The sequence below is a fragment of the Anabaena sp. 90 genome (assembly GCF_000312705.1).
In the GTDB taxonomy this organism is placed as follows: Bacteria; Cyanobacteriota; Cyanobacteriia; order Cyanobacteriales; family Nostocaceae; genus Dolichospermum; species Dolichospermum lemmermannii.
In genome coordinates this window covers 740,418-766,345 of record NC_019439.1, presented here as the reverse complement: position 1 = coordinate 766,345, position 25,928 = coordinate 740,418, and the positions used below count along the sequence as shown (strand labels likewise).

Genomic DNA, 25,928 nt, shown 5'->3' with positions numbered 1-25,928 from the left:
TTCCCCCCTTTACAAGGGGAAAGGGGGGTAGCAATGTGATGAAAATTACGGAATACCACTTTTCAAACATCCTCTAAGAAGTCGGGGATCTGAAACTCTCTGAAACTCTCGAAAACTATACTTCAACAATTCTAGGTTCTGAATTTTTGTGACAACACTTGTTGACAAAATAACTAGCTAAATCCAATAATTCCAAATTATCAATATCAAGATTAATATCACTTACTAACACATCTTTCACAGCCGATATTTTGTCATTTTCTCTAGAGATTCTCAAACATTCTTCTAAATCTACTGCTAAATCAAACAATGATGTATCTCCCATATAATTTCTGATTTTGATAGCCACATCATCATCACTAACTAAAAAGTCTTTAATAGAATCAAATAAAGGATTAGATATTTCATCATCTCCCCAGGTTTCTAGCCAATCACCTTCCACATCTTCGACATAAATATGAACAAAATTTAGTCCATAATTTAACCAATCTTGCTGCATATTCCGAGCTGCTGCTAACGCTTCTGTCAGGTTTTCGAGTTGAGCGCTATTATTAGTCTGTTGTTGGTTAACCATAAATGGTATTTTCAGCGGATTAATGATGTTAGCTAGGACACAGATTTCGATTTCAATATTCGGGAATCAGGAAAAATTCATATACTTCCCTTCCGCAAGATGATCACTGTTATACAGTGCAACATTGACTAACTGATGAATAAAATCATTGTCTTGGGGATTGTAACTGAGAAATAATCCTCTTTCTATTTCCCACAATTGCAGTGAATTTTGCCACTTTTGATACTTGGTGTTATGAAATTCTTCACTGACACTGGTAACTTGAATACAGAGTGGTTTATTTTGGTGATTGCTAACTATCAGGTCTGTTGCCATAGAAAGGTCAGCTATATAACGCCGCCAAAAATCCCCTTCTCGATGAACAACATCCTGAGCTATATATTTAATGATATCACTATCAGCCTGATTAAATTCCCCCGCCATCATTTTTTTCTTCCAAATATAAAATTTGGTATCTGTGGCGTTTATCCATTTAGGAAATAGACAACTGTACCAATATCTTTCATTGGCGGTCATTTGCTCAAACTGGAGTTTTTGCTCTTCCTCTGAAGGTAAAGATTTAATTGCTAACCAAACCTTAGAGTCCGTAATTACTTCTAATAAAAAAGCGACAACGATGGGTTTGGATATCAGTGAACCAAGCTTGATATGTTTAATCCAACGGTTGATATCTCTTAATTTTATCGTGAGACTTGGATCTATTTCAGCGGCTTGCTCGATTAGTAAATTTAGTTTATCCTTAATTTCTCTGGCTTGCAAACTATACCCTATTGTAAAACACTAACACAGCATCTAAAGAGTGATATCCTACTAAATCGGTAAATAAGGTTGTTAAAAACATGATCATTATTTTATCTTAGGGTGTACTGAATAATTCAGCATTAACTAATTGTCGGACTAGAGTAGGACTAGTTGAGCAGATCAGTAAATAATCTTTACACTCAGCACAACTTCGTTAAAAATAGTTTTCAGTCACAATATCATTATCATTTGCATCCATCATTATGTCTCAACCAACCATAGAATCCATTTTACAGGAAAAGCGGCTATTTCCGCCTAGCAGTGAATTTTCAGAAAATGCCCAGATCAAAAGTTTAGCAGATTATCAGCGACTTTACGACAAAGCCAAAGCAGATCCTCAACAATTTTGGGCAGAATTGGCGGAAACTGAGTTACACTGGTTTCAAAAATGGGACACTGTCCTAGATTGGCAACCACCTTTTGCTAAGTGGTTTGTCAACGGTAAGATTAATATTTCTTACAATTGTCTTGACAGACATCTCACTACTTGGCGGAAAAATAAAGCTGCATTGATTTGGGAAGGAGAACCGGGAGATTCACGGACGCTGACTTATGCCCAATTGCATCGGGAAGTATGCCAGTTTGCAAATGTATTAAAGCAGCTAGGAGCAAAAAAAGGCGATCGCATTGGGATTTATATGCCGATGATTCCCGAAGCTGCCATTGCCATGTTAGCCTGTGCGAGAATTGGCGCACCTCACAGCGTTGTTTTCGGTGGTTTTAGTGCTGAAGCTTTGCGCGATCGCTTGAATGATGCCGAAGCTAAGTTAGTGATCACAGCGGATGGTGGTTGGCGCAAAGATGCAATTGTCCCCCTCAAAGAACAGGTAGACAAGGCTTTAGAGAATAATGGAGTTCCCAGCATTACAGATGTGCTAGTTGTCAAACGCACAAATCAAACAATACAGATGGCAGCAGGGCGTGATCATTGGTGGCACGATTTGCAAAAAGGCGTTTCTGCTGATTGTCCCGCTGAACCAATGGATAGTGAAGATATGCTGTTTGTTCTCTACACTTCTGGTAGTACCGGCAAACCGAAGGGCGTAGTTCATACCACAGGTGGTTATAACTTATACAGCCATATCACCACCAAATGGATTTTTGATCTTCAAGATACTGATGTATATTGGTGTACTGCCGATGTCGGTTGGATTACGGGACATAGCTATATAGTTTATGGACCCCTTTCCAACGGGGCAACCACTCTCATGTATGAAGGTGCGCCCCGTGCTTCTAATCCTGGATGTTTCTGGGATGTAATTGAGAAATACGGTGTTAATATTTTTTATACTGCACCAACGGCAATTCGCGCCTTTATCAAAATGGGTGAACATCATCCTAAAAAACGTAATCTTTCTTCTCTGCGATTACTGGGAAGTGTAGGTGAACCCATTAACCCCGAAGCTTGGATGTGGTATCACAAAATCATTGGTGGTGAACGCTGTCCAATTGTGGATACTTGGTGGCAAACGGAGACAGGTGGGATTATGATTACACCTCTACCTGGGGCAATTGCCACTAAACCAGGTTCAGCCACTCTCCCATTCCCCGGTATTATTGCGGATGTGGTGGATTTAGACGGGAATTCTGTCCCTGATAACGAAGGTGGTTATTTAGCAATTCGTCATCCTTGGCCGGGAATGATGCGGACTGTGTACGGTGATCCTGATCGTTTCCGGCGGACTTACTGGGAACATATTCCGCCCACAAATGGTAATTATACGTATTTTGCCGGTGATGGGGCGAGAAAGGATGAGGACGGCTATTTCTGGGTCATGGGGCGCGTGGATGATGTCCTGAATGTCTCTGGACACCGCTTGGGGACGATGGAAGTAGAATCTGCCCTAGTGTCTCATCCGGCGGTGGCTGAGGCTGCGGTGGTGGGTAAACCGGATGATTTGAAGGGTGAGGAAGTTGTGGCTTTTGTGACTTTGGAAGGGACTTATCAAGCCAGTGAGGAGTTGAGTAAGGAACTGAAAAAGCACGTTGTCAATGAGATTGGAGCGATCGCTCGTCCTGGTGAAATCAGGTTTACTGATGCTTTACCGAAAACCCGTTCTGGGAAGATTATGCGGCGTTTGCTGCGGAATTTGGCATCAGGACAGGAAATATCGGGGGATACTTCGACTTTGGAAGATCGTGGTGTTTTGGATAAGTTGCGGGAAGGTGCTTAGTTTAAGGTAGTTTCGCGCAAAGACGCTAAGGAGCAAAGGCGCAAAGTAATCTGGGGTGGGCAAAATTGCCTACCCTATATTGTGTGAAGAAAACTATAACTTGAACTATGATAGGGGTATATATAAGAAAATGAGGGATGCACTAGGACGAAGAGGTGAATCGCTATTTGACCTTTTAATAACAGAATTTCACTCTGATGCTGGTCCAATTTTTAAGCCACAGTTTTTAGGAGAGAAATGGCAGTATGTTGATTTTATTGTTGAGTTAGTAGGTGCTGGTTCTTATATTCCTTATTTTTTTGTACAAGTTAAAACTACTAGGCAAGGTTATAGTAAAAAAGATAAACGTCTGAAGGTGAAAGTAGAAAAGGAATCTATAATTGGTATAGCATCTTATCTAGCACCAACTTATATAGCAGGCAGGGATTGATGAAATTAAAAAAGAAGGTTATTTAGTTTCTGCTAATGGTGAAAATTTAACATCTCTCTCAAGTCTATCTACTAATTTTCCTATTAATAAACAAAATAGAGAAATCCTTTGGGATGAAGTTAACAATTTTTGGCAACCTTACACACAGAATACACAGAAAATTTTAAGTTCTCAATTTACTGATCAACAATGGAGATAAAACAATGCAAACTGAACAACTTTGGTATATTGGTTTACGTTCAAAAGCTTTAGCAATAGTCTGTTTAACTGATCGGGATGATTTAATTGTTTATAGAGATAAAAAAGACCATGATTTAGATATTCTGGTTTCAATTAGCAAAAATGGTGAGGATATTAATAGGCTTTTTGGTGTGGAAATAAAAGCTGTAAAGTCCACACCTAAAATAATTCAAAATGATGCTGTTTTCAATATAGAAGGAGCAGATGTAGATGTTCTGCAATCACGATTCAAAAAGTGTAATTTTCCAATATGTCTATTTTTCTTTACCCTCGACAATGATAATGGCTACTATAAATGGATTAGCGAACCAATTCTTAATAACGAAAACAGTAACAAATTAAAATTTAATAGAAGTCCAGAATTTAGAGAATTAACCAAAGAGGCAATAAATGATATTGTTTCTTTGATTAATCAATGGTATGAGAATCAACGCGATGAAAATCAACCAACTGCTCATATAACTTATGTACGTCCACTACGTAAACGTTATCATGCAAGTGATGATATAAATTACGAAATATCTCAAATTTCACAACGTGAACGTCGCAAGGTATTTGGTGATCTTCAACAAAGAATTAAACAAAATTATGCAGCTAAAAATGATATAAATCATGAAGTAAACAAGGTGAAGTCATGACAACAAAAGAAGAACTAATCAAAGAAATTACTCAAGCACAGGATTTTTTAATTGAAGAAGTCTTAAATTTCTTACTATTCATTAGAAACAGGTTTAAGCAAATAACTTCCGAGAATCCAACTGGAGATGTTACCAATAACTTATCATCCCCATCTTTGTGAAATTTAATTGATAATATTACTAGCCAAATTCATCAAACAGAATGGAAAAAGCTACCATCTGATATGTCAAAAAATTTAGATTACTATTTATATGGTTCACCAAAAAGTGAAAGCTGATGAAACCAAAAACACAACTTGAATAAATATAACAACCTACAATTGAATATCTAAATATCATGACTATTGCACAAGAAACACGCTACTGTTCACCTGAAGAATATCTAGAATTTGAGGTAAATTCAGAACTACGTCACGAATATATTGATGGATTAATTATCCCCATGACAGGCGGAACACCAAATCATAATAAAATAGCTGGTAATTTATATGTTGCCATACATTTTGCCCTCAAGCGTCAGCCTTACGAAGTCTATTATACTGACCAACGGCTTTGGATTCCTAAACGACGGATTCATACTTATCCTGATGTCATGGTTGTCCAAACTCCCCTAGTGTTTGCAGAAGGAAGAAATGACACTATTACTAATCCAGTGATGATTGCTGAAGTCTTATCAAAATCTACCAAAGGTTATGATAGAGATGAAAAGTTTGCAGCTTATCGGACTATTGCTAGTTTTCAAGAATATATTTTAATTGACCAATACACAATGCACGTTGAACAATACGTTAAAACTGATCATAAAAAATGGATGTTTTTAGAATATGAAGACATTAACGATACTTTGAATTTAACTTCTGTTTCTTGTCAAATTTCTCTGGCTGATATTTATGACAAGGTAAATTTTAACTCTGATGAATCATAAAATAAATTCCTTCGCAGCATATATAATTTGATATTAATGCTCTAGCGTCTGTTATTGCGTAAACTTGATCATCAATAAATATATTCATGTTTAATTTCACTAGATTTCTCAGCTTCTAAATATTCTGAGGGAGAAATATAGTATTCACTTTTGCTAATAATTATTTTCCTATGTCTATAAATTGGTGCTGATAGCGTGACGTTAGCCATTATTTTCCTGAAAAATATAACTAATACTTTATAAATGCAACAGATTAATTGTCTTGAATAAGTTACAAAATGTGTTCGTTGTCACAAAAATCAACCAATTGTGAGGGGATCATGATATGAATTGCTCACTATTCATAAAAACTTATATAAATTAAGATCGCGATATATATACTTTAGGAAAACGACTGTTCAGAAATCCTGATTAAAAAAGATTGCCAGAACTTGATTTAGTTGCTAATGTGTGTAGGTACGACAGCACTGGTGAATGCTCGGAGCAAATAGAGAGGTAAAATCAATGAGCTTTATCCATCCTGCCAACAGTCTTTTATGTTGATTAAACAATCCTGACAACGAGGAATTTCTGCTGTTGAGAAGCAATAAAGGGGTATTGCAGATGAGCAGAAAAAGTATCTTCGTTCCTGTCGCTGAATTGAAATTTGATTTTTGTTTACCGTTCATCAATCGTCTTCCCTGTTGATTGCCAAGAAGGCAAAAGGAAGATGAAAAATGAAGAATTTAGAGGTGAAAACCGATGAAGATTCAAGGAAAAGTTGCACTCATTACCGGGGCTTCCCGTGGCATTGGTAAAGCGATCGCATTAGAATTAGCCAAACAGGGCATGAAAAGGTTAATATTGGTAGCACGCGATCGCCAAAAGTTAGCCGAAGTAGCTGCCCAAATCGAAGCCCTGGGCGTAGAAACTACAATCATGGCTTTAGACTTAACTCACTCAATCAACGTCAACATAGCCATAGCCCAACTTTGGCGCAGTTATGGACCCATTCATCTACTCGTAAATTGTGCCGGAGTCGCACATCAAAACTCATTTCTGCAATCAAAACTCCCCCAACTGCAAGAAGAACTCTCCGTCAATTTGATGGGAATGTACACCCTCACCAACTTGATAGCCAAACGCATGGTTAGTCAAAGACAAGGGATCATTGTCAATGTCTCCAGTTTAATGGGGAAAGTTGCCGCCCCGACAATGGCCACATATTCCGCCACTAAGTTTGCAATTGTCGGATTTACCCAGGCACTACGTCAAGAACTCGCCCAACACAATGTCCGCGTTATCGCCCTACTTCCTTCCCTGACGGAAACAGACATGGTGCGTGACTTGCAATCATTCCGAGGAGTGATCCCCATGACACCCGAACAAGTCGCCCAAGCCCTCGTTATCGGCATAGAAAACGATACCGCAGAAATCCTAGTAGGCTGGCAATCTCACCTAGCCGTATTATGCCAACGTCTCGCCCCTTGGTTACTAGAAATCATCATGCAACTGGCAACACCCAAAAAACCATTACCTGACGCTGCTGGATAAGGTTCAACCTAGTTAAGTTTTGTTTCGCGCAAAGGCGCAAAGGAGCAAAGGCGCAAAGTGTTTTTTGTGTCTTTGCGTAAAGTAAAGTTAAAAAATGGTAGGTTGGGTTAAGCGAAAGCGCAACCCAACTAAAAATTTGATAATGATAAGGAAGAAATGACACCATCACTAACCCTGTAATAATAGTGCAGAATCATAATTGATCTTACTGTAGCGATCGCTTGATAATCAAAATAGTTGCTACGAAATAAATATATTATTGTCTGAATCAGGATATCCAGGATTTTAGGATTAACAGGATTTTGATTTTATTTGTGGTGTACTAATATTTTAATTTGTCAGAATCAGGATGTCCAGGATTTTAGGATTTACAGGATGTTGTTTGAAAGTATCATGTTTTGATTTTTGATTGTCCATTTTTATCTGTGTTTATCTGCGTTTATCTGTGTTCGATTATTCTTGATATTACTGTTAGATTACCATTAGTTAAACGTTCAGAGCGATCATAATCTCCCTTTAAACGTATCTGTTCTGCATCAATTAGATAACGGTGAAATTTAGGATCAATTTTACCAGTTCTGGCAAAAAGTTCGCCAAATTTACTAATTACAGCGGAGTGTTTGCTAAAACTGAGATTTTCACTTACCAGGAATGCTTCAGCTATATAAAACATGGCATAATAGGCACGATAAGCAGCAAAATCAGGTAGATTTTCACCAGCTAAATTTTAGCTGCACGCAGACTATCTTGAGCTTTTTGCACTAGAAACTCTTGTTCTTTGTTCATAAAAATAAATACCTTCTTTTTTGATATTTTGGATTAGCATTGTTTGTTCTTTTTCAAAACGACTGAGGGAGTAAAATAGGTTAGAAATTACTACACTATATTTTAAACAAAGGGGACTAAGAAAAAAGCCAATTTTTTCAATTTCTTTCGTTGCTTGCACTAAATCTTTAAGTATAATTAATACATCAAAATCTGAATCAGGAGTAGCATCACCACGCGCTTGAGAACCAAAAAGAATCACTGCAATTAGTTGATCTTGGTATGTTTCAAGCAAGTTATTACACAATTCCTGCATAATTTCTTCTAGTTTTGGGTGTCTCATCGTTTAGTAATATTTTCTACTTGGAGATATAGCATTTTTTGTCAGAATCAGGATTTACAGGATTTACGGGATGTTGATTTTATTTGTGGTGTACTAATATTTTAATTTGTCAGAATCAGGATATCCAGGATTTTAGGATTTACAGGATGTTGTTTGAAAGTATCATGTTTTGATTTTTGATTGTCCATCTTCATCTGCGTTTATCTGCGTTTATCTGCGTTCAATTATTCTTGATATTACTGTTAGATTACTAATTTTTTTTAAACGAACCACAGAGAACACGGAGGACACAGAGAAAAAATATCAGTTATCTTTGTCTGGGAAGGGAGTATTTTTCTCGTTCATCTGATTAATTATGTCAGAATTGGGGGAGCTTTCATCAGAAAATAAAATCCTGTAAATCCTTTAATCCTGGATATCCTGATTCAGACTTAATAATTTTCTGTAACTTTTAAATGTTACAATTTACAAATCTCGACGCGAGAGATCCACAACCTCAGCAACCTGTCCAAACGCCACCAAGAAAGGTAGATTTCTGGTGCTTAGTTTGAAATAGTCTCACGCAAACTCTCTTAGACATCCTCCAGATTCGGCGCAAATACACAAAGTGTTTCTTAGCGCATTTGCGTAAAGTAAAGTTAAAAAATGGCAGGTTGGGTTAAGGGAAAGCGCAACCCAAGGAAAATTTTGATAATATTAATTTTGGGTTTAACTTCACCGTATTATTCCATAATTGATGAAGGATTGATATTGATGACGAGAAGCAAGGAGAATAGTTTATGCAAGTGAGACAAGAAATTTTTGATACTTATTGGCGATTTGCTGCTATGCGTCAAGAAGTATTTTTCAACAAACTTAAAAATGTACCACCACCCTGGACAAGCGATCCTATTCTTAATACTTATAAATTTTGTAATGCTTATCGAGTAAGTGATCGAGTCTCTCAATATCTGATCAAGAATGTAATTTATGATGAAAATAGAAGCAAAAATGAGGAGGAAGTTTTATTCAGGATTTTGCTATTTAAAATTTTTAATAAAATAGAAACATGGGAATACTTAGAAAACAAGATAGGAGATTATATTACAGTATCTAAGTTCGATTTAGAAGCATATTCAACTATGTTACAAGAAGCTATGGATCTTGGATATGTAATTTACACAAGTGCGTATATGTCCTGTGCTAGTAAGGAGTTTGGTTATGATAAAAAACACCAGAATCATTTGGCATTAATTGATAAAATGGTTGTCCAAGACAGGGTAATTAATTTTATCGTTAAAGCTAAAAGTTTAGAAGAGATTTTTCATATTATTGAATCATATCCATTGTTAGGTAAGTTTATGGCTTACCAATTAGCAACAGATATTAATTATAGTGAAGTTATCAACTTTGATGAGAATAGTTTTACTATAGCAGGACCAGGTGCAGAACGGGGTATTGATAAATGTTTTATTGATACTAAAGGAAAAAGTTATGCTGATGTCATTTATTGGATGACAGAAAATCAAGAAAATGAATTTCAACGTTTGGGTTTAAGTTTTCAATCTCTCTGGGGTCGTCCATTACAAGCTATAGACTGTCAAAATCTTTTTTGTGAAACTGACAAATACTGTCGAGCGGCTTTTCCTGATTTAAAAAGTAATCGCAAAAAGATCAAAGCAAAATTCACTGCAACACCCCAACCAATTGATTATTTTTATCCACCTAAATGGTTTATTAATGATAAAGTTCAAGAAACTTTAGCGCAGAGATTACCAACAGTAGAAATTCCTAATTTGCAGGATAATGGTCAGCAGTTATCTTTAGAGTTAGATTCTTTGGTAAAAACTACATCTGAAATATCAGATACTTTATCAAAATTGCATAAACAATATAAGCAAGAAACGCAGAAGAAAAAATCAAAAGCTTTGCAAAATACAGAGTTAGAAAAATCTCAACAGTTGTGTTTGTTTTGATGTCTTCTAGTATTTATAAATCAACAGTAATTCAAAGGAAAGTATGGTGGAATGGAAAAGTATGCCAAGATTGACGGGAATTATCGCTACTTACTAGGGCGTAAATGGGATGCAAATTTGCCACAAGTTACTTTTGTGATGCTTAACCCAAGTACCGCTGACTATCAACAAGATGATAGAACACTCACGAAATGTATTAATTTGGCTAAATCTTGGGATTATGGTTCTCTTGAAGTAGTTAATCTATTCGCGTATCGTGCTACAAAACGTCCTGATCTTCTTCTAACAACTGATCATATTGTAGGATCAAAAAATAATATTTATATTCAATCAGCAACAAAACGTGCTGAATCAATTATTGTAGCTTGGGGTGGGGGTAAGTTTCCTAAAATTATGCACCGGAACGAAGAAGTGCTAAGTCTAATTTCTGGCTATAAGCTTTACTGTCTTGTTAATAATCGTGGTGATGATCGAACAAAAGATGGGCATCCATTTCACCCACTACAACGCGCTCGACCTATTAAAGGAAGAAAGCTTTTTATCTAAAAATGTGACTTCCAAAAAATAAATTATCCAATTAATTTTGGAGGGTACGTTATGAATGCACCATTATAGCTTAACTCAAAATGGTGCATTACGCTTTCGCTAACACACCCTACAGGCTTTGAAATTTAAGGAATTAGATTATGAATTTTTCTGAATATCAAAAACAAGCACTGAATACAGATCAAATCCCTGCTGTTGAAGGTAGTGAATTAATCATACCGCTATTAGGTTTAGTAGGTGAAGTTGGTTCTTTGATGACAGAATATAAAAAACATTTACGCGATGGTGATGCACACAAATTATTTAAAGAAGGAATTGCGGAAGAATTAGGAGATATGCTTTGGTATATTTCCAATATAGCCAGTAAGTTTAACCTTGATTTACAAGAAATTGCAGAAGATAATTTAAGAAAGTGCAATGACCGTTGGGGATGGAGAGATTCAACAGAAACAGATAATAAAAATACAAGTTACATCTTTGATAATGAATTTCCAGAACATGAAAGTTTACCACGACAATTTGAAGTAGAAATTACGGAATTCAGCCAAGATAATTCAGTCAAAATGAAGGCATTTATTAACAAAGAACAGATAGGAAATGACCTTACTGATAATTCTTATAAAAGTGATGGCTACCGATTTCATGACATTTTTCATTTTGCCTATGCAGCAGTTTTAGGGTGGTCTGTAGTTACTCGCAGTATCCTAAAACGTAAGCGCAAAAGTAATCCTCTTATTGACGAAGTTGAAGATGGAGGTCGTGCAGTAGCTATTGAAGAAGGTATCTCAGCACTTGTATTTAGTTATGCTAAAGATCACGGTTTTTTAGAAGGTGTTTCAACATTAGATTATCAACTATTAAAAACTATTAAAAATATGACATCTCATTTAGAAGTTTCTCAATGTTCGCTAGGAGATTGGGAGAAGGCTATTTTGATGGGGTATGATGTCTGGCGACAAGTAGAGAAAAATCGGGGAGGAACTGTACTTGTTGATATTGACGCAGGTTTAATAACATATCAAATATGAGTAAGCTAAAATAAATTAACGAGTTTATTCAGCATTTAGCACTCTCCCCAATCAATATTCTTACAGCAGTTTGAAACCGCCAATTTATCTTTTTTTCTCCGGTAAGTTGCGCGGGGGGATTATTCTCCCTTCATAAAACTCCCTTTCCAACTGACTTAATTTCCACCATCCTGCACCGAAAAACAGAGGAACAAATGTTTCCACCATCACCAATACAATTGATTTTGTTTCTACCAAAAAAGCCAATAAAGGACTACTAGCTAAAGCCAGAATAGTAAGAACACCACACAAAAACTTTAACTGTTGAATTCTCCTTAAAGCCTGACGACAACTAGCACATTTTTCTGTATGGGAATGATATCTTTCTAGTAGTGCTTCTTTATTTAATAAAAGTGGTGGTAAAGATTCCCCTGGAAATGTTTCCCCATGATATTGATTTACCCATTTACGTAACTCAGCCACAAAAGTATCTGCTTTTGTCGCTAGATAAAAAGCCTTATTAAAATTAGCACTACCACCTTTATCCGCTAAATAACGTTCTTGATAATGGAGAAAAATTTGATCATCTTCTAAAACGCCATTTTGTCCAATATGGACATACCAACGAGGACGAATTTTAATAAAAAATCCTGGAATTTGAGACTTGAACTTAAAAGGAAACCGGGCAATGATGCGACATTCACCTTTGCGAATGGGGACAGCATAAACAACAGTTAAAATTCTGCCTTTTTCAGCATTAATATCATGCCACATCAAACCAGGAGCAATAAAAGTTGTGGAAAGTTTTCCCGATTGTCCCGGTTTTAACCCTTGTTTCCAAATACCTTCAAAACCATATTTTCCTGATTCAACTATTTCTAATTCTAAAGGTGCAGCATTGGCACGATTTCCCACTGTAAGATGATGCGTAAAGGCAATATGACTAGGATCAAGGATATTTTCTAATAATGTTAAAGCATCATAAGGAACATCTCGGAAAGTGTTCATAATTACCCATCCTTCTGGCGCTGATTCTATGGGTTCAACTACAGGAACTTTGGTATTTATGGCATTTTCTGGATTACCAGCATAGACAAATAATAATCCCTGTCTTTCTGTTGTTGGTAAAGATGGTACACAAGCCCTGGGAGAAGTTTCCGCTTTTCCACCAGCAACCTGTTGGGGAATTTTTTGACAACTTCCATCTCCAGCAAAAGACCAACCATGATAAGGACATTCTAATAGTCCATCTTCATTAATTCTGCCTTCGGAAAGAGGTGCAAGACGGTGAGGACATTGATCTATAAATACTTGCCAAGATGAGTTTTTTTGATCCCACCAAATCACAATATCTTTACCCAAAAGAGTGAAAGGAGTGGGTTTTGATTTATCTAAATCTTGAAGATAGTGAACTGGATACCATGCTTCTGCTAATTGGAAAGAATCGGGGTTACTCCCTCCAGGTAATATTTCTGTGAAAGAATTTTCGTTGATAAAAGATTGTGTTTGCACCATTTTCTGTATTGATTAATTTCCCATAACTTTTAATTTAACATTCTAGCAATAATCATCCCCAATTGAACACTGATAATTCCTAAAATTGTACTACCTGAAAAATAACTAGCAGCAGCTAACCAATTACCACGTTGTAACAAGCCAACTGTATCTAACCCAAAAGTAGAAAAAGTAGTATATGCCCCTAAAAATCCCGTAGCAACAATTAACTTAACTTCTGGGGAAATCATCGCTGTTTTTTCCATGGCTAAAGTTGCGAAAAAACCCATTGCTAAACAACCGCTAATATTAATAAAAAAAGTTCCATAGGGAAAACCAAAACCAAAGCGGTTTGTCAACCACAAAGTTAAATAATAGCGACTTAAAGCCCCAGCTATTGCCCCTAAACTAATAGCAACGGGAACACGAATTTCTGGCTGTTGTAACATTATTAATCTTTTATTCAATCAGTCTCAAACGGAAAACCGTACTTTGGTGACAGGTTTTCATCACTGTACCTCAAAATTGAACTCGATACAATCAAGAGGTGGCTAAAAGGATGCTGTTGTCCAGACAAAGTTACAAAAATTAATACAGCACAAGTAGGAGAGTTATCAAGATGGGAAATCAACTGAAAACGGCTATTTTACTAGGGACTCTAAGTGGCTTATTGATAGCAATTAGTTACTGGGTAATTGGTGGTACGGGGGGCTTGATTATAGGAATTGGGTTAGCAGCAGCGACTAATTTATTCTCCTGGTATCAATCAGATAAGATTGCTTTAGCCGTATATAACGCCCAACCTGTCACCGCAGCGGAAGCACCAGCACTGTATCGTATTGTCCAAAAATTATCTAGCCGTGCCAATATTCCCATGCCGGGAGTGTACATTGTTCCTAGTCCCACTGCCAACGCCTTTGCTACAGGACGAGATCCTGAACACGCGGCTGTGGCTGTCACTGCCGGGATTTTAGACATCCTCCCAGAGGATGAATTAGAAGGCGTAATTGCCCACGAACTTACCCACATTATTAATCGTGATACCTTAACTCAAGCGGTGGCGGCTACTGTGGCTGGGGCTGTTTCTTTCCTAGCACAAATGCTCAGTTATAGTCTGTGGTTTGGTGGCGGTTCACGGGATAATGAAAGAGGTGGCAATCCTTTAGGTGTATTAGCTACAGTTATTTTTGCCCCTATGGCTGCAACAATTATTCAGTTGGCTATTTCCCGCACTAGAGAATTCTCCGCTGACGCTGGTGCGGCAAAATTAACAGGTAATCCTCGCGCCTTAGCTAGGGCTTTGCAACGGTTAGAATCTACAGCGAGACAAATGCCTTTGAATGCTAATCCAGCTTTTGAACCATTATTAATTATTCATCCCATTTCTGGGCAGTTTTTGGGAAATCTTTTCTCTAGTCACCCAGCAACTGAAGCAAGAGTAGAAGCTTTACTACAATTAGAAAGGCAACTGATTAGTCGTTAATAATCTATCTTTGGTCATAAGTATATTTATAAATCCCCAATTGACTGATGACCAAATTATGATGATTACAGGTGCAATATTCATCCACAAGTAAACTTTACCAACAGGATCTGGCAACTATGACTACTAACAATATTGAATCTATAGAAATCGTAGAAATTAGTCTTCATACCAGCGAAAATGGGGAAATAGATGAAGTTAAACAGGAAACTACAGCATTATTAGAGGCGATTAAAAACCGCGCCCAAGCTGAAGCTGAATCGGCTGGAACTATTACCCGTGAAACCTATTTAAATGCTGTGCGTCAGGTACGAGAAGCTATTGAAAAAGACAAACTGATCGAAAGAGACCGCTTAGAATATTCTTGGGCTAAAATTCAAGAAGAATTGGAGCATAATTGGAACTTACTGCATAAGGATGTCACAGATTTGGGCGACAGATTCCAAAATGCTGCTAAGGCTGCTTGGGAAGCTTTCAATGCCCCTCGTGATTAGGAATAACAATAAGTAGGGATATAGCATAACTCATTGGTGTCAACTTAGGTTACAGATGGCTTATTTGTTTGGCTTCCACACCCGTCAGGGAATAAATTCCCTGTCTCATAGCTCAAGTCCGTTAAAACGGACTAATGAATTTTCCTAGTATTTAGTCATCTTTTAGATGACTTTCGCTATTAGCAAGGAACTTGAGTTTCTTGCGGGATGAAGATTTTGCGTTAAGTTGACACCAATGAGCATAAATGTATCCCTCATCAAAAATCGGATGGATAAGGATAGTCAAAATGTGATTATAATTATCTGCTTCTGATAAACCTGAAATCTCTCAAGTGATAAAAGAAGCAAATGGACTATTAATTTAACATCAATAATCCCAAAAATCATCAAAATCCTAAAAATCACAGTTTAGACATTTTATCTAACAAAACACTAACCTTTTTAGCCCTTTCTGGTTGACGCTGTTTTTGCAATAATTCCTTTGCTTGAACTAAATTACTTTTCGCTTCTACTTCCTGTTGTTCCTGCATGAGAATATTCGCTAAACGTAAATAAGCATCAGGATTTTTGGGACTACTATCAATTACTCCACAAAATAACGCTTTTGCTTCGGCAATTTGTCCCTTCTGATTTAAAATATCTCCTAACAGCAAACGTACCATATCATTGGTAGAGTTGATAGCAATGACTTTTCTCAAAGCTATTTCAGCATTTTCAAAATCTTTAGCTTGATAAAAATTGATGCCTTTTTGAAATAAATTAGAAGTAATCAATGTTTTGATACTTAAATAACCAAGAATGGCAAGACCAAAAATGACTACGGAAATGGCGATAATATTGGAAGTAGGAAATGTTGCTAACATGAGTTTAAGCTAATAAACAGGAAACGGGAAAAATTAGATATTCAATGAAAAACAATTTCCAGATAAATTGATAGAAATTAGTAATGGCTTGTTTGTCTTGTAAATCAACTCCAGCACCTTGCCACCACATCACAATTAAAGCTACTGTATGAGTGATTAAGATGAAGATAGTGTTAACTTCCGCAAGATGGAATAACGCTACTAAAATCATACCTCCATAACAGATTGTTAATACCCAAAGTGCGAGATTAAATACTTTTTGTTGTCCGAGTTGGAGGGTGAAAGTTGTGATATTATAAAATCTATCTCCTTCCATATCAGGAATATCTTTGAAAATAGCGATCGCAAATGTAAATACCAAGATAAACACCGTTAAAGCCCAAACTGCACCCGGAATCCCTTGGCTTCTTTGCAATACCCAACTAAAATGCAAAAATAAACCTAAATTAACAATCGTTCCCCGCACCGAAAAAATACACAAAGCAGCCCAAAATGGAAACTGTTTTAACCGAATTGGTGGTAAAGAATAAGCCGTACCAATTGCTAAACTTATCGTTACCATACCCATTAAAAATGGTCCCGTTAGCCATGCTAAAGCCAAAGCCACAATACCAGTAATAATAACAATTAATTGTCCTTGTCCTCTGGTAAATTCTCCCGACGCTAAAGGTAAATCTGGTTTATTGATTTTATCAATGTCAATATCTTCCAATTGATTCAAACCAACAATATAAATATTGCCACAGATACAAGCAATCCATGTTGCTAAAATTTGACTAATATGCAAACCAGAAAACTTTGTCGAAGTGACACCCAGGGTAATTAAATATAAACCCAAAACACTCAAAGTTGTTCCCATAATTGTATGGGGACGGGAAAACTTCCAAAAAGAATAAAACCAACTTCCTGGAAAAATAGCAGAACTTTGTTTATAAAATTGATTCATTTTTTGCTCTTTTTTGTTCGTAAGCACCTAAAGGAATTGAACTTATACCATTTCTTTATGAAACTGCGCCGAATTTCCTAACCTTATCTTTTTCTTCTCTGTGTCCTCTGTGCCTCTGTGGTTCGTTTATCCTTAAATTGAGTACATCTTTAAACAGAATTGGACTTATTTTGTCCCGCGTAATAATCCAAATCTAACTAATCCAGTTTCATAACCTCGACGCATTAAACCTAAAGATAATGCCCCCTGAATTGTAGTCCAACCAGCCATTAATAAACCGATAAATGCTTGGGGTGTAAACGCTGAATCAATGACAACATTCCAAAAAGGTGCAACTGCGGTTGACCAATCAGCCGTGCGAATATTATTTAATGGTAATTGCCAAGCGATCGCTTCATACTCCGCTAAAGAAATCACATAAGGTAAACAATAGACTCGATAAATATCCTCTAAGTGCTTTTGCTCATCCGTTGTTAGTGGTGACTTATCCGTATTCCGATGACACCATGTCACCATAATCAAAGTCCCACCCGGCTTTAACACGCGATAACACTCTTGTAAAAACTTAGTTTTATCTGGCATATGTTCACCGCTTTCCAGTGACCACACCAAATCGAAAGAATTATCATCAAAGGGCATTTCTTGGGCATTGGCAACCATGAATCTAGTCTTTTGACTCAAACTCATTGCCAAAGACCTTTCGGTGGCTCTAGCGGCTTGTACAGGACTCAATGTAATTCCCGTGGCATTGGCCCCAAACTTATCAGCCAAGTATAAAGAACTACCACCAATTCCACAGCCGACATCAAGGATATTTTCAGCACCTTTAACATCTGCCCATTTTAGCAACTCTTCAATTAAATCAATTTGTGCCTGACGGCGTTCCTTTACCTGTTTACCATCTACACCATAATAACCGTGGTGCATATGTTCTCCCCAAATCTGTTCCCACAGACTGGAAGAAGCATCGTAAAATTCCTGAATTTGTTTGTAAAGTATTTGACTCATGAATTTAATAATTAAAAAATGACAGGAAATTGAAAAAAAACTTATTCTTAGGCTACCATCTATGTTTTTAATTAGATAGGGATATTTTTCTGCCTGGGAATAACTCATTAATTCTACCTTGGTAAGATGTCAAAATAGCCTAATTGCACAAAGTTTATTTATTTTTCATTTTTAATTACTTATGACTGTTGCGCGGACAATTTGTTTGGGCTTTGTCGCTGTCATTCTCTTGGGAGCAATTCTCTTGACAATGCCTTTCTCTACTGGTAATGGTAATTGGAACGACCCCATTGTTGCCCTATTTACTTCAACTTCGGCGGTTTGTGTCACAGGTTTAGCAGTGGTAGATACTGGTACTGATTTTTCGTTTTTAGGTCAGTTGTTTATTGCCTTATTAGCCCAAATTGGTGGTTTAGGTTATATGACAACTACCACATTTTTAATGTTATTAATTGGCAGAAAATTTGACCTGCGACAAAAAGTAGCAATTCAACAAGCTTTAGACCGTCCAGGCATGAGTGGTAGCAGTCAAATTATCCGTTCTATTATTGCGACTACCTTATTATTTGAACTCACGGGAGTATTTTTATTAATGATAGTCTTTGTTCCCGAAAAAGGTTGGCAAGAAGGAACTTGGTTAGCGATTTTTCATAGTGTAAGTGCTTGGAATAATGCTGGATTTAGTTTATTTAAAGACAATTTAATTGGTTATCAATCTTCTCCTTTAGTGATTATCACAATTGGCTGTTTAATTATCTTTGGAGGTATTGGTTATCAGGTCATTTTGGATATGTATTTGTGGTTACGTGACCGCATAGTCAAAAAAACAAGTTGTTTAGTATTCTCTCTAGATTTCAAAGTTGCTACTAGCACAACTTTAATATTATTAGTGTTAGGAACAATTGCAATTCTCTTTGTAGAAATCAGAAACGATAGTGTCTTTGGACAATTAAGTTTATCTGATAAAATATTAGCCGCTTGGTTTCAGTCAGTTAGTACCAGAACCGCTGGTTTTAATAGTATTGATATTGGGAAAATGACTAATGCTGGATTATTCATTATGATTGCTTTGATGTTTATTGGTGCAAGTCCTGGAGGTACAGGAGGAGGAATCAAAACCACTACTTTACGAGTGCTTACCAGTTGTACAAATGCAATTCTTCAAGGCAAAGAAGAGGTATTATTATATAATCGCAAAATTGCCATTTCTTTAATTTTAAAAGCCGTAGGGGTGGTGTTTGGTTCACTAGCAACAGTGATTGTAGCTACGGTTTTAATTAGTATTACCGACCCCAAATTGGCTTTTATTCAAATTCTTTTTGAAGTGGTATCGGCATTTGGTACAGTCGGACTTTCTACAGGAATTACAGGGACTGTTTCTATTGCAGCAAAATTAATTTTAATTCTCACAATGTATATTGGTCGAGTTGGTGTTTTATTATTAATGTCATCTATATTAGGTGATCCTCGTCCTAGCAGAATCCACTATCCCGAAGAAAATCTCCTTGTTGGATAATCACCAATTACCAATTGATATCGAACTCAGGAAGAACGGAAATTAGATACCACATTCCCCAGTTATTATACTCAAAACGGCTTGATTGTTTGATTCTAAACGTAGGGGTTTAGCTCTGGCTTTACCCCTACACATCTGGGTTCTTTGTCATTTGGCAAAAGTACAGAGTTGAAAAAGATTCAAAGTCAATGGGAATAAAACTATCATGTCATTTATTTAGAAGTAAATGAAGAAACAGATATTAATGATATCCTAACCCAGTGGTGAAGCAAAATGAATTCTTCCAAAAAGCACAGGCAGAGATTACAACATTATTTTAACGCCGAATTAGGGCAATTTGTCGCTCTGAATCAAGATATTTTGGCGGAATTATTGACGTTTATTGATTTCTCTGAAAAGTTCACTTTGGGATTTATTGAGATTAATTTTCCTCCTGATGGAGAGTTATTAATTGAGGCATTAAAAACAAATTCCCAATGTGAGGAAATTCAATTTGTAATTCTCAAATTTGCTGATCCTAATTTGCGCTTTTTACGTGATGAAATTGTCAAAAAATTGCCAAAAATTGAAAAAGAAGCAAATAAAAAGTTAGTATTAATTATTCAAGGTTTAGAAAAATCTATTGGTGTGTTTGGTGAATATCCGCCATTTTTACAAGATTTGAATTTTGTCAGGGATGCTTATAAAAAAACTGTCCCTTATCCTATTTTGTTCATTTTACCAGATTACGCTATTAACCGATTAGCTAAATTTGCTCCTGATTTTTGGGCTTGGCGTTCTGGTGTATTTAGATTTAAAACTTTAGAAAATCTCATTACTTAAACTTTACAAATTTGGGAATAGTAGCCGAAGAAATGCGGGAATATGCCCAAGCACGGGACTTTTATCAACTAGCTTTATCTATCTTTATCGAATTTGGCGATCGCTTTTCTCAAGCTAGAACATACCACAATTTGGGAATAGTAGCCCAAGAAATGCGGGAATATGCCCAAGCACGGGACTTTTATCAACTAGCTTTAGCTATCAAAATCGAATTTGGCGATTTTTAGAGAGATTACCAGAGTGATAAAATAAATACGGTTGTTTTGTTTGCTTTCACAACCGCCCTGAAATGAATTTCAGGGCTAATAGCCAAAGTAAACTAAAGTTTACTAAACAATTTTCAGGTTATTTAGTCATCTTTAGATGACTTTTGCTATGAGACTGGGAATTCATTCCCAGACGGGTTAAAGGTTTTGCGTTAAATAGAAAAATAATAAATTTTTAAAGCACTTCCCATTCATCTCTGTTAATTTGAGCTTGTTTTAATATCTTTGCTAATAAGCTTTTGCTAATATCTCCTTCATGAGGATTAGGAATTATTAACCTCACATCATCTCTAACCATAAATTGATGTCTTGTCCCTGAATATGGACCATCAAAGCCAATTTGTTTCAGGTAATAAATTAAATCCCGGCGACTAATAGGTGCAAAGCTTGGCATCAAGCTACATCCTTTTTCAAAGCAAGGTAAATACCATCTAACTCAGGTATATTATGTCCTAACTGCAATCCTAAAACAATCCATTCTTCTAAAGATTGTTTTAATTCTTCCCGACAATTTTCCAGTGTAGGTGCATTGGCATATAAACCTTGTAATTCAGGGACTTCAGCGTAAAAAGTACCATCTTCTAAAAGTTCATATTTAGCGCGTTTTAAGGCTGATTGAATGTAGTCTGTTATCATTTGTTTTGTCTAATAAGCCTATTTCTCTGATTAAATTGTAATCTGAAAATCAAAATCCTACTTAAATTATATCATCAACCTGATAAACGCCGTAAAAATTCCCTGTGTTCTGGTGAGTTTAATCCTGTTTGCAATACTTCTAAAACCTTAACCATATCACCTGCTAATAATGCCGTTACAGATAACCATAATCCGGGCATAACTTGACTTTTAATAATTCCCTCTGTATCAGGTTGCAGTAATATATATTCACTGTCATGTAACCCAAACCAATCTAATTTATTTTCTAAACTCTGCCAAACAAGATATTCCTGAATGCCGTTCCGCTTATAGGCTTTTTTCTTATCATATAAATCATAAGCTGCACTGCTGGCAGCAATTTCCGCGACTAATTCCGGTGCGCCTTCAATATAATCATCATCGGTAATTCGAGATTTTCCACCTAAACTTTCATCAATTAATAAAACTCCATCGGGTTGAGGTTCATTATCCTGATCTAATCTAATGGTGGGTTCTATTCCTAATTTAATTCCGGGGGTATAAATTTGATAATTTCCTAACCAAATCATCAATTTAGCATGGGGTTCTGCATGACGTTGAAAGCGTAAAGGTGAAGCCACGTAAACTACTCCTTCGATTAATTCAGCTTTTTTAATATCGAGACTTTCAGTATAACGACGTTCAAATTCATGGCGTGATAAGCGATCGCCATTTTCTAATGGTAGAATTTGAGGAGTTGGGTTAGTTTGTGACCGCTGCATTACCATTTGCTATACCTCCAAGAATTAATTGACACAATCAGCAGAGGACGGGAAAACCCGCCCCTACATCATAAACTATTTGGCTGGGGGTAAAGTTCCACCACTAGCAGCCGGCGGTTCTGTGTAATCGCAAAAGACATGGACCCCTATTTTGAGGATATATAAAACTATAACGGTCGCAATGGCAGGATCAAGAGGTAAACCACTAGATGAAGCTAAACCCACTAAGGAAACTATAACACCAGTGAGTAAAGGAGAACTGCCCGGATTTCTGGTATATTCTCTGAGTTGACCACGAAACCCATCATCACCACAAAGTTCATTTCGCAAGGCTTTGAGGGTGATTTGTAAAAGTGATTTATCTCCCCCCATCATAGCTTGACCATTTTTTTCTTGCCATAAATCTTGAAAAGCCGTTTCCATGTCGCCATTGTGCTTTTCTAAATGATCCATTGCTTCCAGTCCGGGGGTATAATCAGGCATTAATTCCCGCATAGCTTTGATTTCGCTGTTAGTTATTTGCATAGCTAATTTAGGTGGTTTACTTAGTAGTATCAAAATCAACTACATTATGGACAGGGATTATTCATTCCGTATTTAGTGTACCAATTACCAATCACCAATTACCAATTATGAATCTTTCATCATTAAAATTTCTTCGCAGTTTACGTAAAGATAACCACCAATTTGCTGTAATTGGGTTAGGTCGTTTTGGTCGTTCCGTTTGTTCAACATTGCATAATTTAGGTTATCAAGTATTGGCTACAGATGTGAACGAAAAGCAAGTTTCTGAAGCTTTGAACGAACAAATTGTTGGTCATGCTTTGCAACTAGATTCAACCGAACCAGCAGCACTAAAAGAAGCCGGAATTTTTGAATTTGATACCGTTATTGTCGCAATTGGTAATTACGTTCAGGAAAGTATTATTACTACTTTAAATGTCAAAGAAGGTGGTGTACCTCACGTGGTGGCAAAAGCCTCTAGTGAAGTTCACCGTAAATTATTACAACGAGTGGGAGCAGATCATGTAGTATTTCCTGAATATGAAGCCGGTTGTGCTTTAGCACGCACACTTACTAAACCGGGAATTTTAGAAAGATTTGATCTTGACCCAGATAATAGTATTGTTGAATTAATTGTTCCTGATGAATTTCATGGAAAAACCATTGCTGAACTTCAACTTCGTAACCGCTATGGTTTAAATATGTTAGCTGTGAGTCATGATAGTAAATTTATCATTAATCCCGAACCAACTAAACGTTTAGAAAAAGGTTCTGCAATGGTAGTAATTGGTTGCAATAAAGATATAAATCGTTTACCAATATAGAGAACAGGGAACAGGGAACAGGGAATAGGGAATAGGGAATAATAATTTTTTCAATTAAGTAGGTGAACGGAAAAAAACCGTAGACGCGGAGCGGCTTCTCGAAGAGTAATATGTAACGAAAAGTAAAAAGTCATCCTGAATCTAATCTCAATTAGATGATCCATTACTTCATCAAAAATTCATAATTTAATGCTTTTCCCTTCTGGTAATATCAGCATGGCATCACCAAAAGAATAAAAGCGGTATTCAGAAGTAATTGCTTCTTGATAAAGATCCAACAATCTTTCTCTACCAATCAAAGCACTAACCAGCATCAATAAACTAGAACGGGGTAAATGGAAATTGGTGATTAAACCCTCCACAACCTGCCATTTATACCCAGGATAAATAAATAAATTTGTCTTCCCCACAAATGGCTGTAAATCTCCCAATTGTGCTGCACCCTCCAAAGCCCTTACCGCTGTTGTTCCCACCGCAATAATTCGCCCCCCAGCAGCCTGAGTAGCCCGAATTTGCTCAACGGTATCAGCAGGAACTTCAATCCATTCTTCGTGCATAGCATGGGTAGTAACATCTTTTACTTCTACTGGGCGAAAAGTACCGATACCCACATGAAGAGTAATAAAAGCCTGATTAATGCCACAACTACGCAATTTTTCTAGTAATTCCGGTGTAAAATGTAATCCTGCTGTTGGGGCGGCGATCGCTCCTTCTTCAGCCGCATACACTGTTTGATACTGTTCATCAGCAGCCGTAGAAGCCGTGATATAAGGTGGTAGAGGAATTTGTCCAAATGTCCCCAACACCTGCAATAAAGGAACTTGCTCCGGTAACTCAAACTGTAATAATCGCCCCCCAGTTTCCGAATCTGACTCAACCACTGTTGCCTTTAATGTTTGTTTATTTCCCTGTTCCCCCGATGTAAAAATAATTTCATTGCCTATCTTAAACCGCTTTCCTGGCTTCACCAAAGCCAACCAGCAATTATGTCGCCGTTCCTCTACCAGTAACACCTCCACACTCCCACTCGTAGACGTATAGCCATACAACCGAGCGGGAATAACTTTAGTATTATTCATCACTAGCAAATCTCCCGGCTTTAACAGTTCCGGCAAATTACGGAAAATGTGATGTAGTGGTGGTATAGTCTTAGCGGTTTCAGGAGAATTTACCACCAATAACTTAGAACTATCTCTAGGAACAGCAGGGTTTTGGGCAATTCGTCCCGGTGGAAGTTCGTATTCATAACCAGACAACGAACAATCTAAATTGATATCTTGTGATTCTGCTTGTAGTATTTTTTGCTTCATATTAATTGAGTAATTGAGTAATTGGTAATTGGGAAAATTATTTCTCCCTGCCCCCTGCCTTCTGCCTTCTGCCCAGATTGGGTAAATCTCCCCATAAAAGAACGGGTGCTTTTACCCTACCGGGAACTCCACCCCATTAACGAAGATAGATAGGTAGAACTAAATTTAATCCCATAACATGATGATGGAATACTTATACTATCTAGGCAATGCCACCCTCACCCTGAGAATCGTTCAATACCTACATGGTAGACCACAACTTCCCCTATCCTTTGTGAGCGTGATTCATCAAATTGATGGTTGGGTAGTCAGAATTAAATTCAAAGAAACAGTCTCAGATCAACAAGACGGCGATTTTCGAGCTTTCTTGAGTGAATTGGGAATTAGCTATCAACCACCAATGAGAGTCCAAATGGCGTTTTGGAGTTTAGAAGCCGGACAAACACCCGTAGACGTAATGCGTCGTTACCAAGTAGCAGTTGTTTCTCATGGTAGCCCGGAAAGGGAAGAAATTGAAGCATTTAGACAACAGTTTGTTCGAGGTTTAGGATATTGTCCAGAAACACTCGCTTAAACAGTTCTAAATTAAGTATCGCAAAGTAAAAATAATTTCGCCATAGCATTTATTATTTATCAAAAGCTGCCTCAATGTATTGTTGCAGTTTAAACTCATATCCAGATATAGATAAACGCTCTAAAAATTTGTCCCCAATAATTTTTCTAGTTTCTGGTTGATAGTGAACCAGTGCTACATCAAAGCGACAAGCATAATCAGCTTTTTGTGGATATTCAGCTAAAAATATTTCCGCCGTCCGCCAAATTTTTGCTTGTTTTTGGGGAGTAATGGCATTTTTTCCCCCCTCATCCCAATTACCAGAACTGCGGGTTTTCACTTCAACAAACGCTACAATTGAGTCTTGATATTGAGCGATAATATCAATTTCTCCCCAAGGACACCAAAAGCGACGCTGCAAAACTTCCCAACCTGTAGATTGTAACCATTTGGCTACCAGGTCTTCACCTATGTTACCAATATCTGCATAATTAAATGGAGAAGGATTAGCCATTAA

At 36.9% G+C, this 25,928-nt stretch carries 32 protein-coding genes; 16 read left to right on the top strand and 16 right to left on the bottom strand.

What is annotated here, in order from left to right; translation table 11 throughout:
• Positions 1-115 precede the first annotated feature (115 nt).
• Positions 116-574, bottom strand: a complete 459-nt coding sequence (locus tag ANA_RS22305) for a hypothetical protein (protein WP_015083674.1) — start codon at positions 572-574, stop codon at positions 116-118.
• A 66-nt stretch (positions 575-640) separates the two neighbouring features.
• Entirely contained in the window at positions 641-1,333 is a 693-nt protein-coding gene (locus ANA_RS22300) for a hypothetical protein (protein ID WP_015083673.1), read from the bottom strand.
• A gap of 245 nt (positions 1,334-1,578) precedes the next feature.
• Here ANA_RS22300 and acs point away from each other — a divergent pair, with 245 nt between their 5' ends.
• The 5 genes from acs to ANA_RS22275 all read left to right on the top strand — a co-directional run bounded on the left by acs (position 1,579) and on the right by ANA_RS22275 (position 5,782).
• Complete coding sequence (acs, locus tag ANA_RS22295) at positions 1,579-3,549, top strand: acetate--CoA ligase (RefSeq protein ID WP_015083672.1); 1,971 nt, start codon at positions 1,579-1,581, stop codon at positions 3,547-3,549.
• A 55-nt stretch (positions 3,550-3,604) separates the two neighbouring features.
• A complete protein-coding gene (locus ANA_RS27990; protein ID WP_235082103.1) occupies positions 3,605-3,979 on the top strand; it encodes a DUF4365 domain-containing protein in 375 nt (124 codons plus the stop codon).
• 203 nt (positions 3,980-4,182) lie between these two features.
• Positions 4,183-4,857, top strand: a complete 675-nt coding sequence (locus ANA_RS22285; RefSeq protein ID WP_015083671.1) for a DUF4365 domain-containing protein — start codon at positions 4,183-4,185, stop codon at positions 4,855-4,857.
• Complete coding sequence (locus ANA_RS27985) at positions 4,854-5,018, top strand: DUF2281 domain-containing protein (RefSeq protein ID WP_235082101.1); 165 nt, start codon at positions 4,854-4,856, stop codon at positions 5,016-5,018. Before ANA_RS22285 ends, ANA_RS27985 begins: the two co-directional genes overlap by 4 nt.
• A gap of 176 nt (positions 5,019-5,194) precedes the next feature.
• On the top strand, positions 5,195-5,782 hold the full coding sequence (locus ANA_RS22275; RefSeq protein ID WP_015083670.1) for a Uma2 family endonuclease: 588 nt from the start codon (positions 5,195-5,197) through the stop codon (positions 5,780-5,782).
• Positions 5,783-5,853: 71 nt separating this feature from the next.
• Here ANA_RS22275 and ANA_RS27980 read toward each other — a convergent pair whose 3' ends face one another.
• Positions 5,854-5,991 carry a hypothetical protein gene (locus ANA_RS27980; protein ID WP_174783290.1) on the bottom strand — a complete coding sequence of 46 codons (138 nt, stop codon included), beginning with the start codon at positions 5,989-5,991 and terminating at the stop codon, positions 5,854-5,856.
• Positions 5,992-6,523: 532 nt separating this feature from the next.
• Between ANA_RS27980 and ANA_RS22270 the strand changes: the two genes are divergently transcribed.
• Positions 6,524-7,315, top strand: a complete 792-nt coding sequence (locus tag ANA_RS22270) for an SDR family NAD(P)-dependent oxidoreductase (protein WP_015083669.1) — start codon at positions 6,524-6,526, stop codon at positions 7,313-7,315.
• Between the two features lie 439 nt (positions 7,316-7,754).
• On the opposite strand, the gene ANA_RS22265 is transcribed toward ANA_RS22270, so the two are convergent.
• Together ANA_RS22265 and ANA_RS22260 are read right to left on the bottom strand one after the other, a co-directional pair.
• Positions 7,755-7,988, bottom strand: a complete 234-nt coding sequence (locus ANA_RS22265; RefSeq protein WP_015083668.1) for a hypothetical protein — start codon at positions 7,986-7,988, stop codon at positions 7,755-7,757.
• A gap of 69 nt (positions 7,989-8,057) precedes the next feature.
• On the bottom strand, positions 8,058-8,423 hold the full coding sequence (locus tag ANA_RS22260; RefSeq protein ID WP_015083667.1) for a nucleotidyltransferase domain-containing protein: 366 nt from the start codon (positions 8,421-8,423) through the stop codon (positions 8,058-8,060).
• A 779-nt stretch (positions 8,424-9,202) separates the two neighbouring features.
• Here ANA_RS22260 and ANA_RS22255 point away from each other — a divergent pair.
• The 3 genes from ANA_RS22255 to ANA_RS22245 all read left to right on the top strand — a co-directional run bounded on the left by ANA_RS22255 (position 9,203) and on the right by ANA_RS22245 (position 11,952).
• Positions 9,203-10,378: a nucleotide kinase domain-containing protein gene (locus ANA_RS22255; protein WP_015083666.1), complete on the top strand. Its 1,176-nt coding sequence runs from the start codon at positions 9,203-9,205 to the stop codon at positions 10,376-10,378.
• Between the two features lie 51 nt (positions 10,379-10,429).
• On the top strand, positions 10,430-10,924 hold the full coding sequence (locus ANA_RS22250) for a DUF1643 domain-containing protein (protein ID WP_015083665.1): 495 nt from the start codon (positions 10,430-10,432) through the stop codon (positions 10,922-10,924).
• 140 nt (positions 10,925-11,064) lie between these two features.
• Complete coding sequence (locus ANA_RS22245; protein WP_015083664.1) at positions 11,065-11,952, top strand: nucleoside triphosphate pyrophosphohydrolase family protein; 888 nt, start codon at positions 11,065-11,067, stop codon at positions 11,950-11,952.
• Between the two features lie 84 nt (positions 11,953-12,036).
• On the opposite strand, the gene ANA_RS22240 is transcribed toward ANA_RS22245, so the two are convergent.
• Complete coding sequence (locus ANA_RS22240) at positions 12,037-13,446, bottom strand: aromatic ring-hydroxylating dioxygenase subunit alpha (protein ID WP_015083663.1); 1,410 nt, start codon at positions 13,444-13,446, stop codon at positions 12,037-12,039.
• Between the two features lie 29 nt (positions 13,447-13,475).
• A complete protein-coding gene (gene crcB, locus ANA_RS22235; protein WP_015083662.1) occupies positions 13,476-13,874 on the bottom strand; it encodes a fluoride efflux transporter CrcB in 399 nt (132 codons plus the stop codon).
• A 170-nt stretch (positions 13,875-14,044) separates the two neighbouring features.
• Here crcB and ANA_RS22230 point away from each other — a divergent pair, with 170 nt between their 5' ends.
• Both ANA_RS22230 and ANA_RS22225 read left to right on the top strand, forming a co-directional pair.
• Positions 14,045-14,908: a M48 family metalloprotease gene (locus tag ANA_RS22230; RefSeq protein WP_015083661.1), complete on the top strand. Its 864-nt coding sequence runs from the start codon at positions 14,045-14,047 to the stop codon at positions 14,906-14,908.
• A gap of 119 nt (positions 14,909-15,027) precedes the next feature.
• Complete coding sequence (locus tag ANA_RS22225; protein ID WP_015083660.1) at positions 15,028-15,402, top strand: hypothetical protein; 375 nt, start codon at positions 15,028-15,030, stop codon at positions 15,400-15,402.
• Positions 15,403-15,803: 401 nt separating this feature from the next.
• Here ANA_RS22225 and ANA_RS22220 read toward each other — a convergent pair whose 3' ends face one another.
• From ANA_RS22220 to ANA_RS22210, 3 genes are all read right to left on the bottom strand, one after another.
• Complete coding sequence (locus tag ANA_RS22220; RefSeq protein ID WP_015083659.1) at positions 15,804-16,265, bottom strand: tetratricopeptide repeat protein; 462 nt, start codon at positions 16,263-16,265, stop codon at positions 15,804-15,806.
• Positions 16,266-16,269: 4 nt separating this feature from the next.
• On the bottom strand, positions 16,270-17,211 hold the full coding sequence (locus ANA_RS22215; protein ID WP_015083658.1) for a homogentisate phytyltransferase: 942 nt from the start codon (positions 17,209-17,211) through the stop codon (positions 16,270-16,272).
• A 165-nt stretch (positions 17,212-17,376) separates the two neighbouring features.
• Positions 17,377-18,219, bottom strand: a complete 843-nt coding sequence (locus ANA_RS22210; protein WP_041458679.1) for a methyltransferase domain-containing protein — start codon at positions 18,217-18,219, stop codon at positions 17,377-17,379.
• Positions 18,220-18,400: 181 nt separating this feature from the next.
• Here ANA_RS22210 and ANA_RS22205 point away from each other — a divergent pair, with 181 nt between their 5' ends.
• The 3 genes from ANA_RS22205 to ANA_RS25450 all read left to right on the top strand — a co-directional run bounded on the left by ANA_RS22205 (position 18,401) and on the right by ANA_RS25450 (position 20,784).
• Positions 18,401-19,735: a TrkH family potassium uptake protein gene (locus ANA_RS22205; protein WP_015083656.1), complete on the top strand. Its 1,335-nt coding sequence runs from the start codon at positions 18,401-18,403 to the stop codon at positions 19,733-19,735.
• 273 nt (positions 19,736-20,008) lie between these two features.
• Entirely contained in the window at positions 20,009-20,557 is a 549-nt protein-coding gene (locus ANA_RS22200; RefSeq protein WP_051155258.1) for a hypothetical protein, read from the top strand.
• Positions 20,558-20,568: 11 nt separating this feature from the next.
• The gene (locus tag ANA_RS25450; protein WP_051155257.1) at positions 20,569-20,784 is read left to right on the top strand and encodes a tetratricopeptide repeat protein; all 216 of its coding nucleotides are present in this window, start codon (positions 20,569-20,571) and stop codon (positions 20,782-20,784) included.
• A gap of 214 nt (positions 20,785-20,998) precedes the next feature.
• On the opposite strand, the gene ANA_RS22195 is transcribed toward ANA_RS25450, so the two are convergent.
• From ANA_RS22195 to ANA_RS22180, 4 genes are all read right to left on the bottom strand, one after another.
• Entirely contained in the window at positions 20,999-21,217 is a 219-nt protein-coding gene (locus ANA_RS22195) for a type II toxin-antitoxin system HicA family toxin (RefSeq protein WP_015083655.1), read from the bottom strand.
• Positions 21,217-21,459, bottom strand: coding sequence for a type II toxin-antitoxin system HicB family antitoxin (locus tag ANA_RS22190; protein WP_015083654.1), 243 nt, complete (start codon positions 21,457-21,459; stop codon positions 21,217-21,219). Before ANA_RS22190 ends, ANA_RS22195 begins: the two co-directional genes overlap by 1 nt.
• A 74-nt stretch (positions 21,460-21,533) precedes the next feature.
• Complete coding sequence (locus ANA_RS22185) at positions 21,534-22,226, bottom strand: Uma2 family endonuclease (protein ID WP_015083653.1); 693 nt, start codon at positions 22,224-22,226, stop codon at positions 21,534-21,536.
• Between the two features lie 69 nt (positions 22,227-22,295).
• The gene (locus ANA_RS22180) at positions 22,296-22,745 is read right to left on the bottom strand and encodes a hypothetical protein (protein ID WP_015083652.1); all 450 of its coding nucleotides are present in this window, start codon (positions 22,743-22,745) and stop codon (positions 22,296-22,298) included.
• 107 nt (positions 22,746-22,852) lie between these two features.
• Here ANA_RS22180 and ANA_RS22175 point away from each other — a divergent pair, with 107 nt between their 5' ends.
• Entirely contained in the window at positions 22,853-23,548 is a 696-nt protein-coding gene (locus tag ANA_RS22175) for a potassium channel family protein (protein ID WP_015083651.1), read from the top strand.
• 179 nt (positions 23,549-23,727) lie between these two features.
• Here the strand turns inward: ANA_RS22175 and queA are convergent, their stop codons facing one another.
• Positions 23,728-24,858: a tRNA preQ1(34) S-adenosylmethionine ribosyltransferase-isomerase QueA gene (gene queA / locus ANA_RS22170; RefSeq protein WP_015083650.1), complete on the bottom strand. Its 1,131-nt coding sequence runs from the start codon at positions 24,856-24,858 to the stop codon at positions 23,728-23,730.
• A 184-nt stretch (positions 24,859-25,042) separates the two neighbouring features.
• On the opposite strand from queA, the gene ANA_RS22165 reads away from it, so the two are divergent.
• Positions 25,043-25,432, top strand: coding sequence for a hypothetical protein (locus ANA_RS22165; RefSeq protein WP_015083649.1), 390 nt, complete (start codon positions 25,043-25,045; stop codon positions 25,430-25,432).
• Between the two features lie 52 nt (positions 25,433-25,484).
• Here ANA_RS22165 and ANA_RS22160 read toward each other — a convergent pair whose 3' ends face one another.
• Entirely contained in the window at positions 25,485-25,925 is a 441-nt protein-coding gene (locus ANA_RS22160; RefSeq protein WP_015083648.1) for a YraN family protein, read from the bottom strand.
• Positions 25,926-25,928 lie beyond the last annotated feature (3 nt).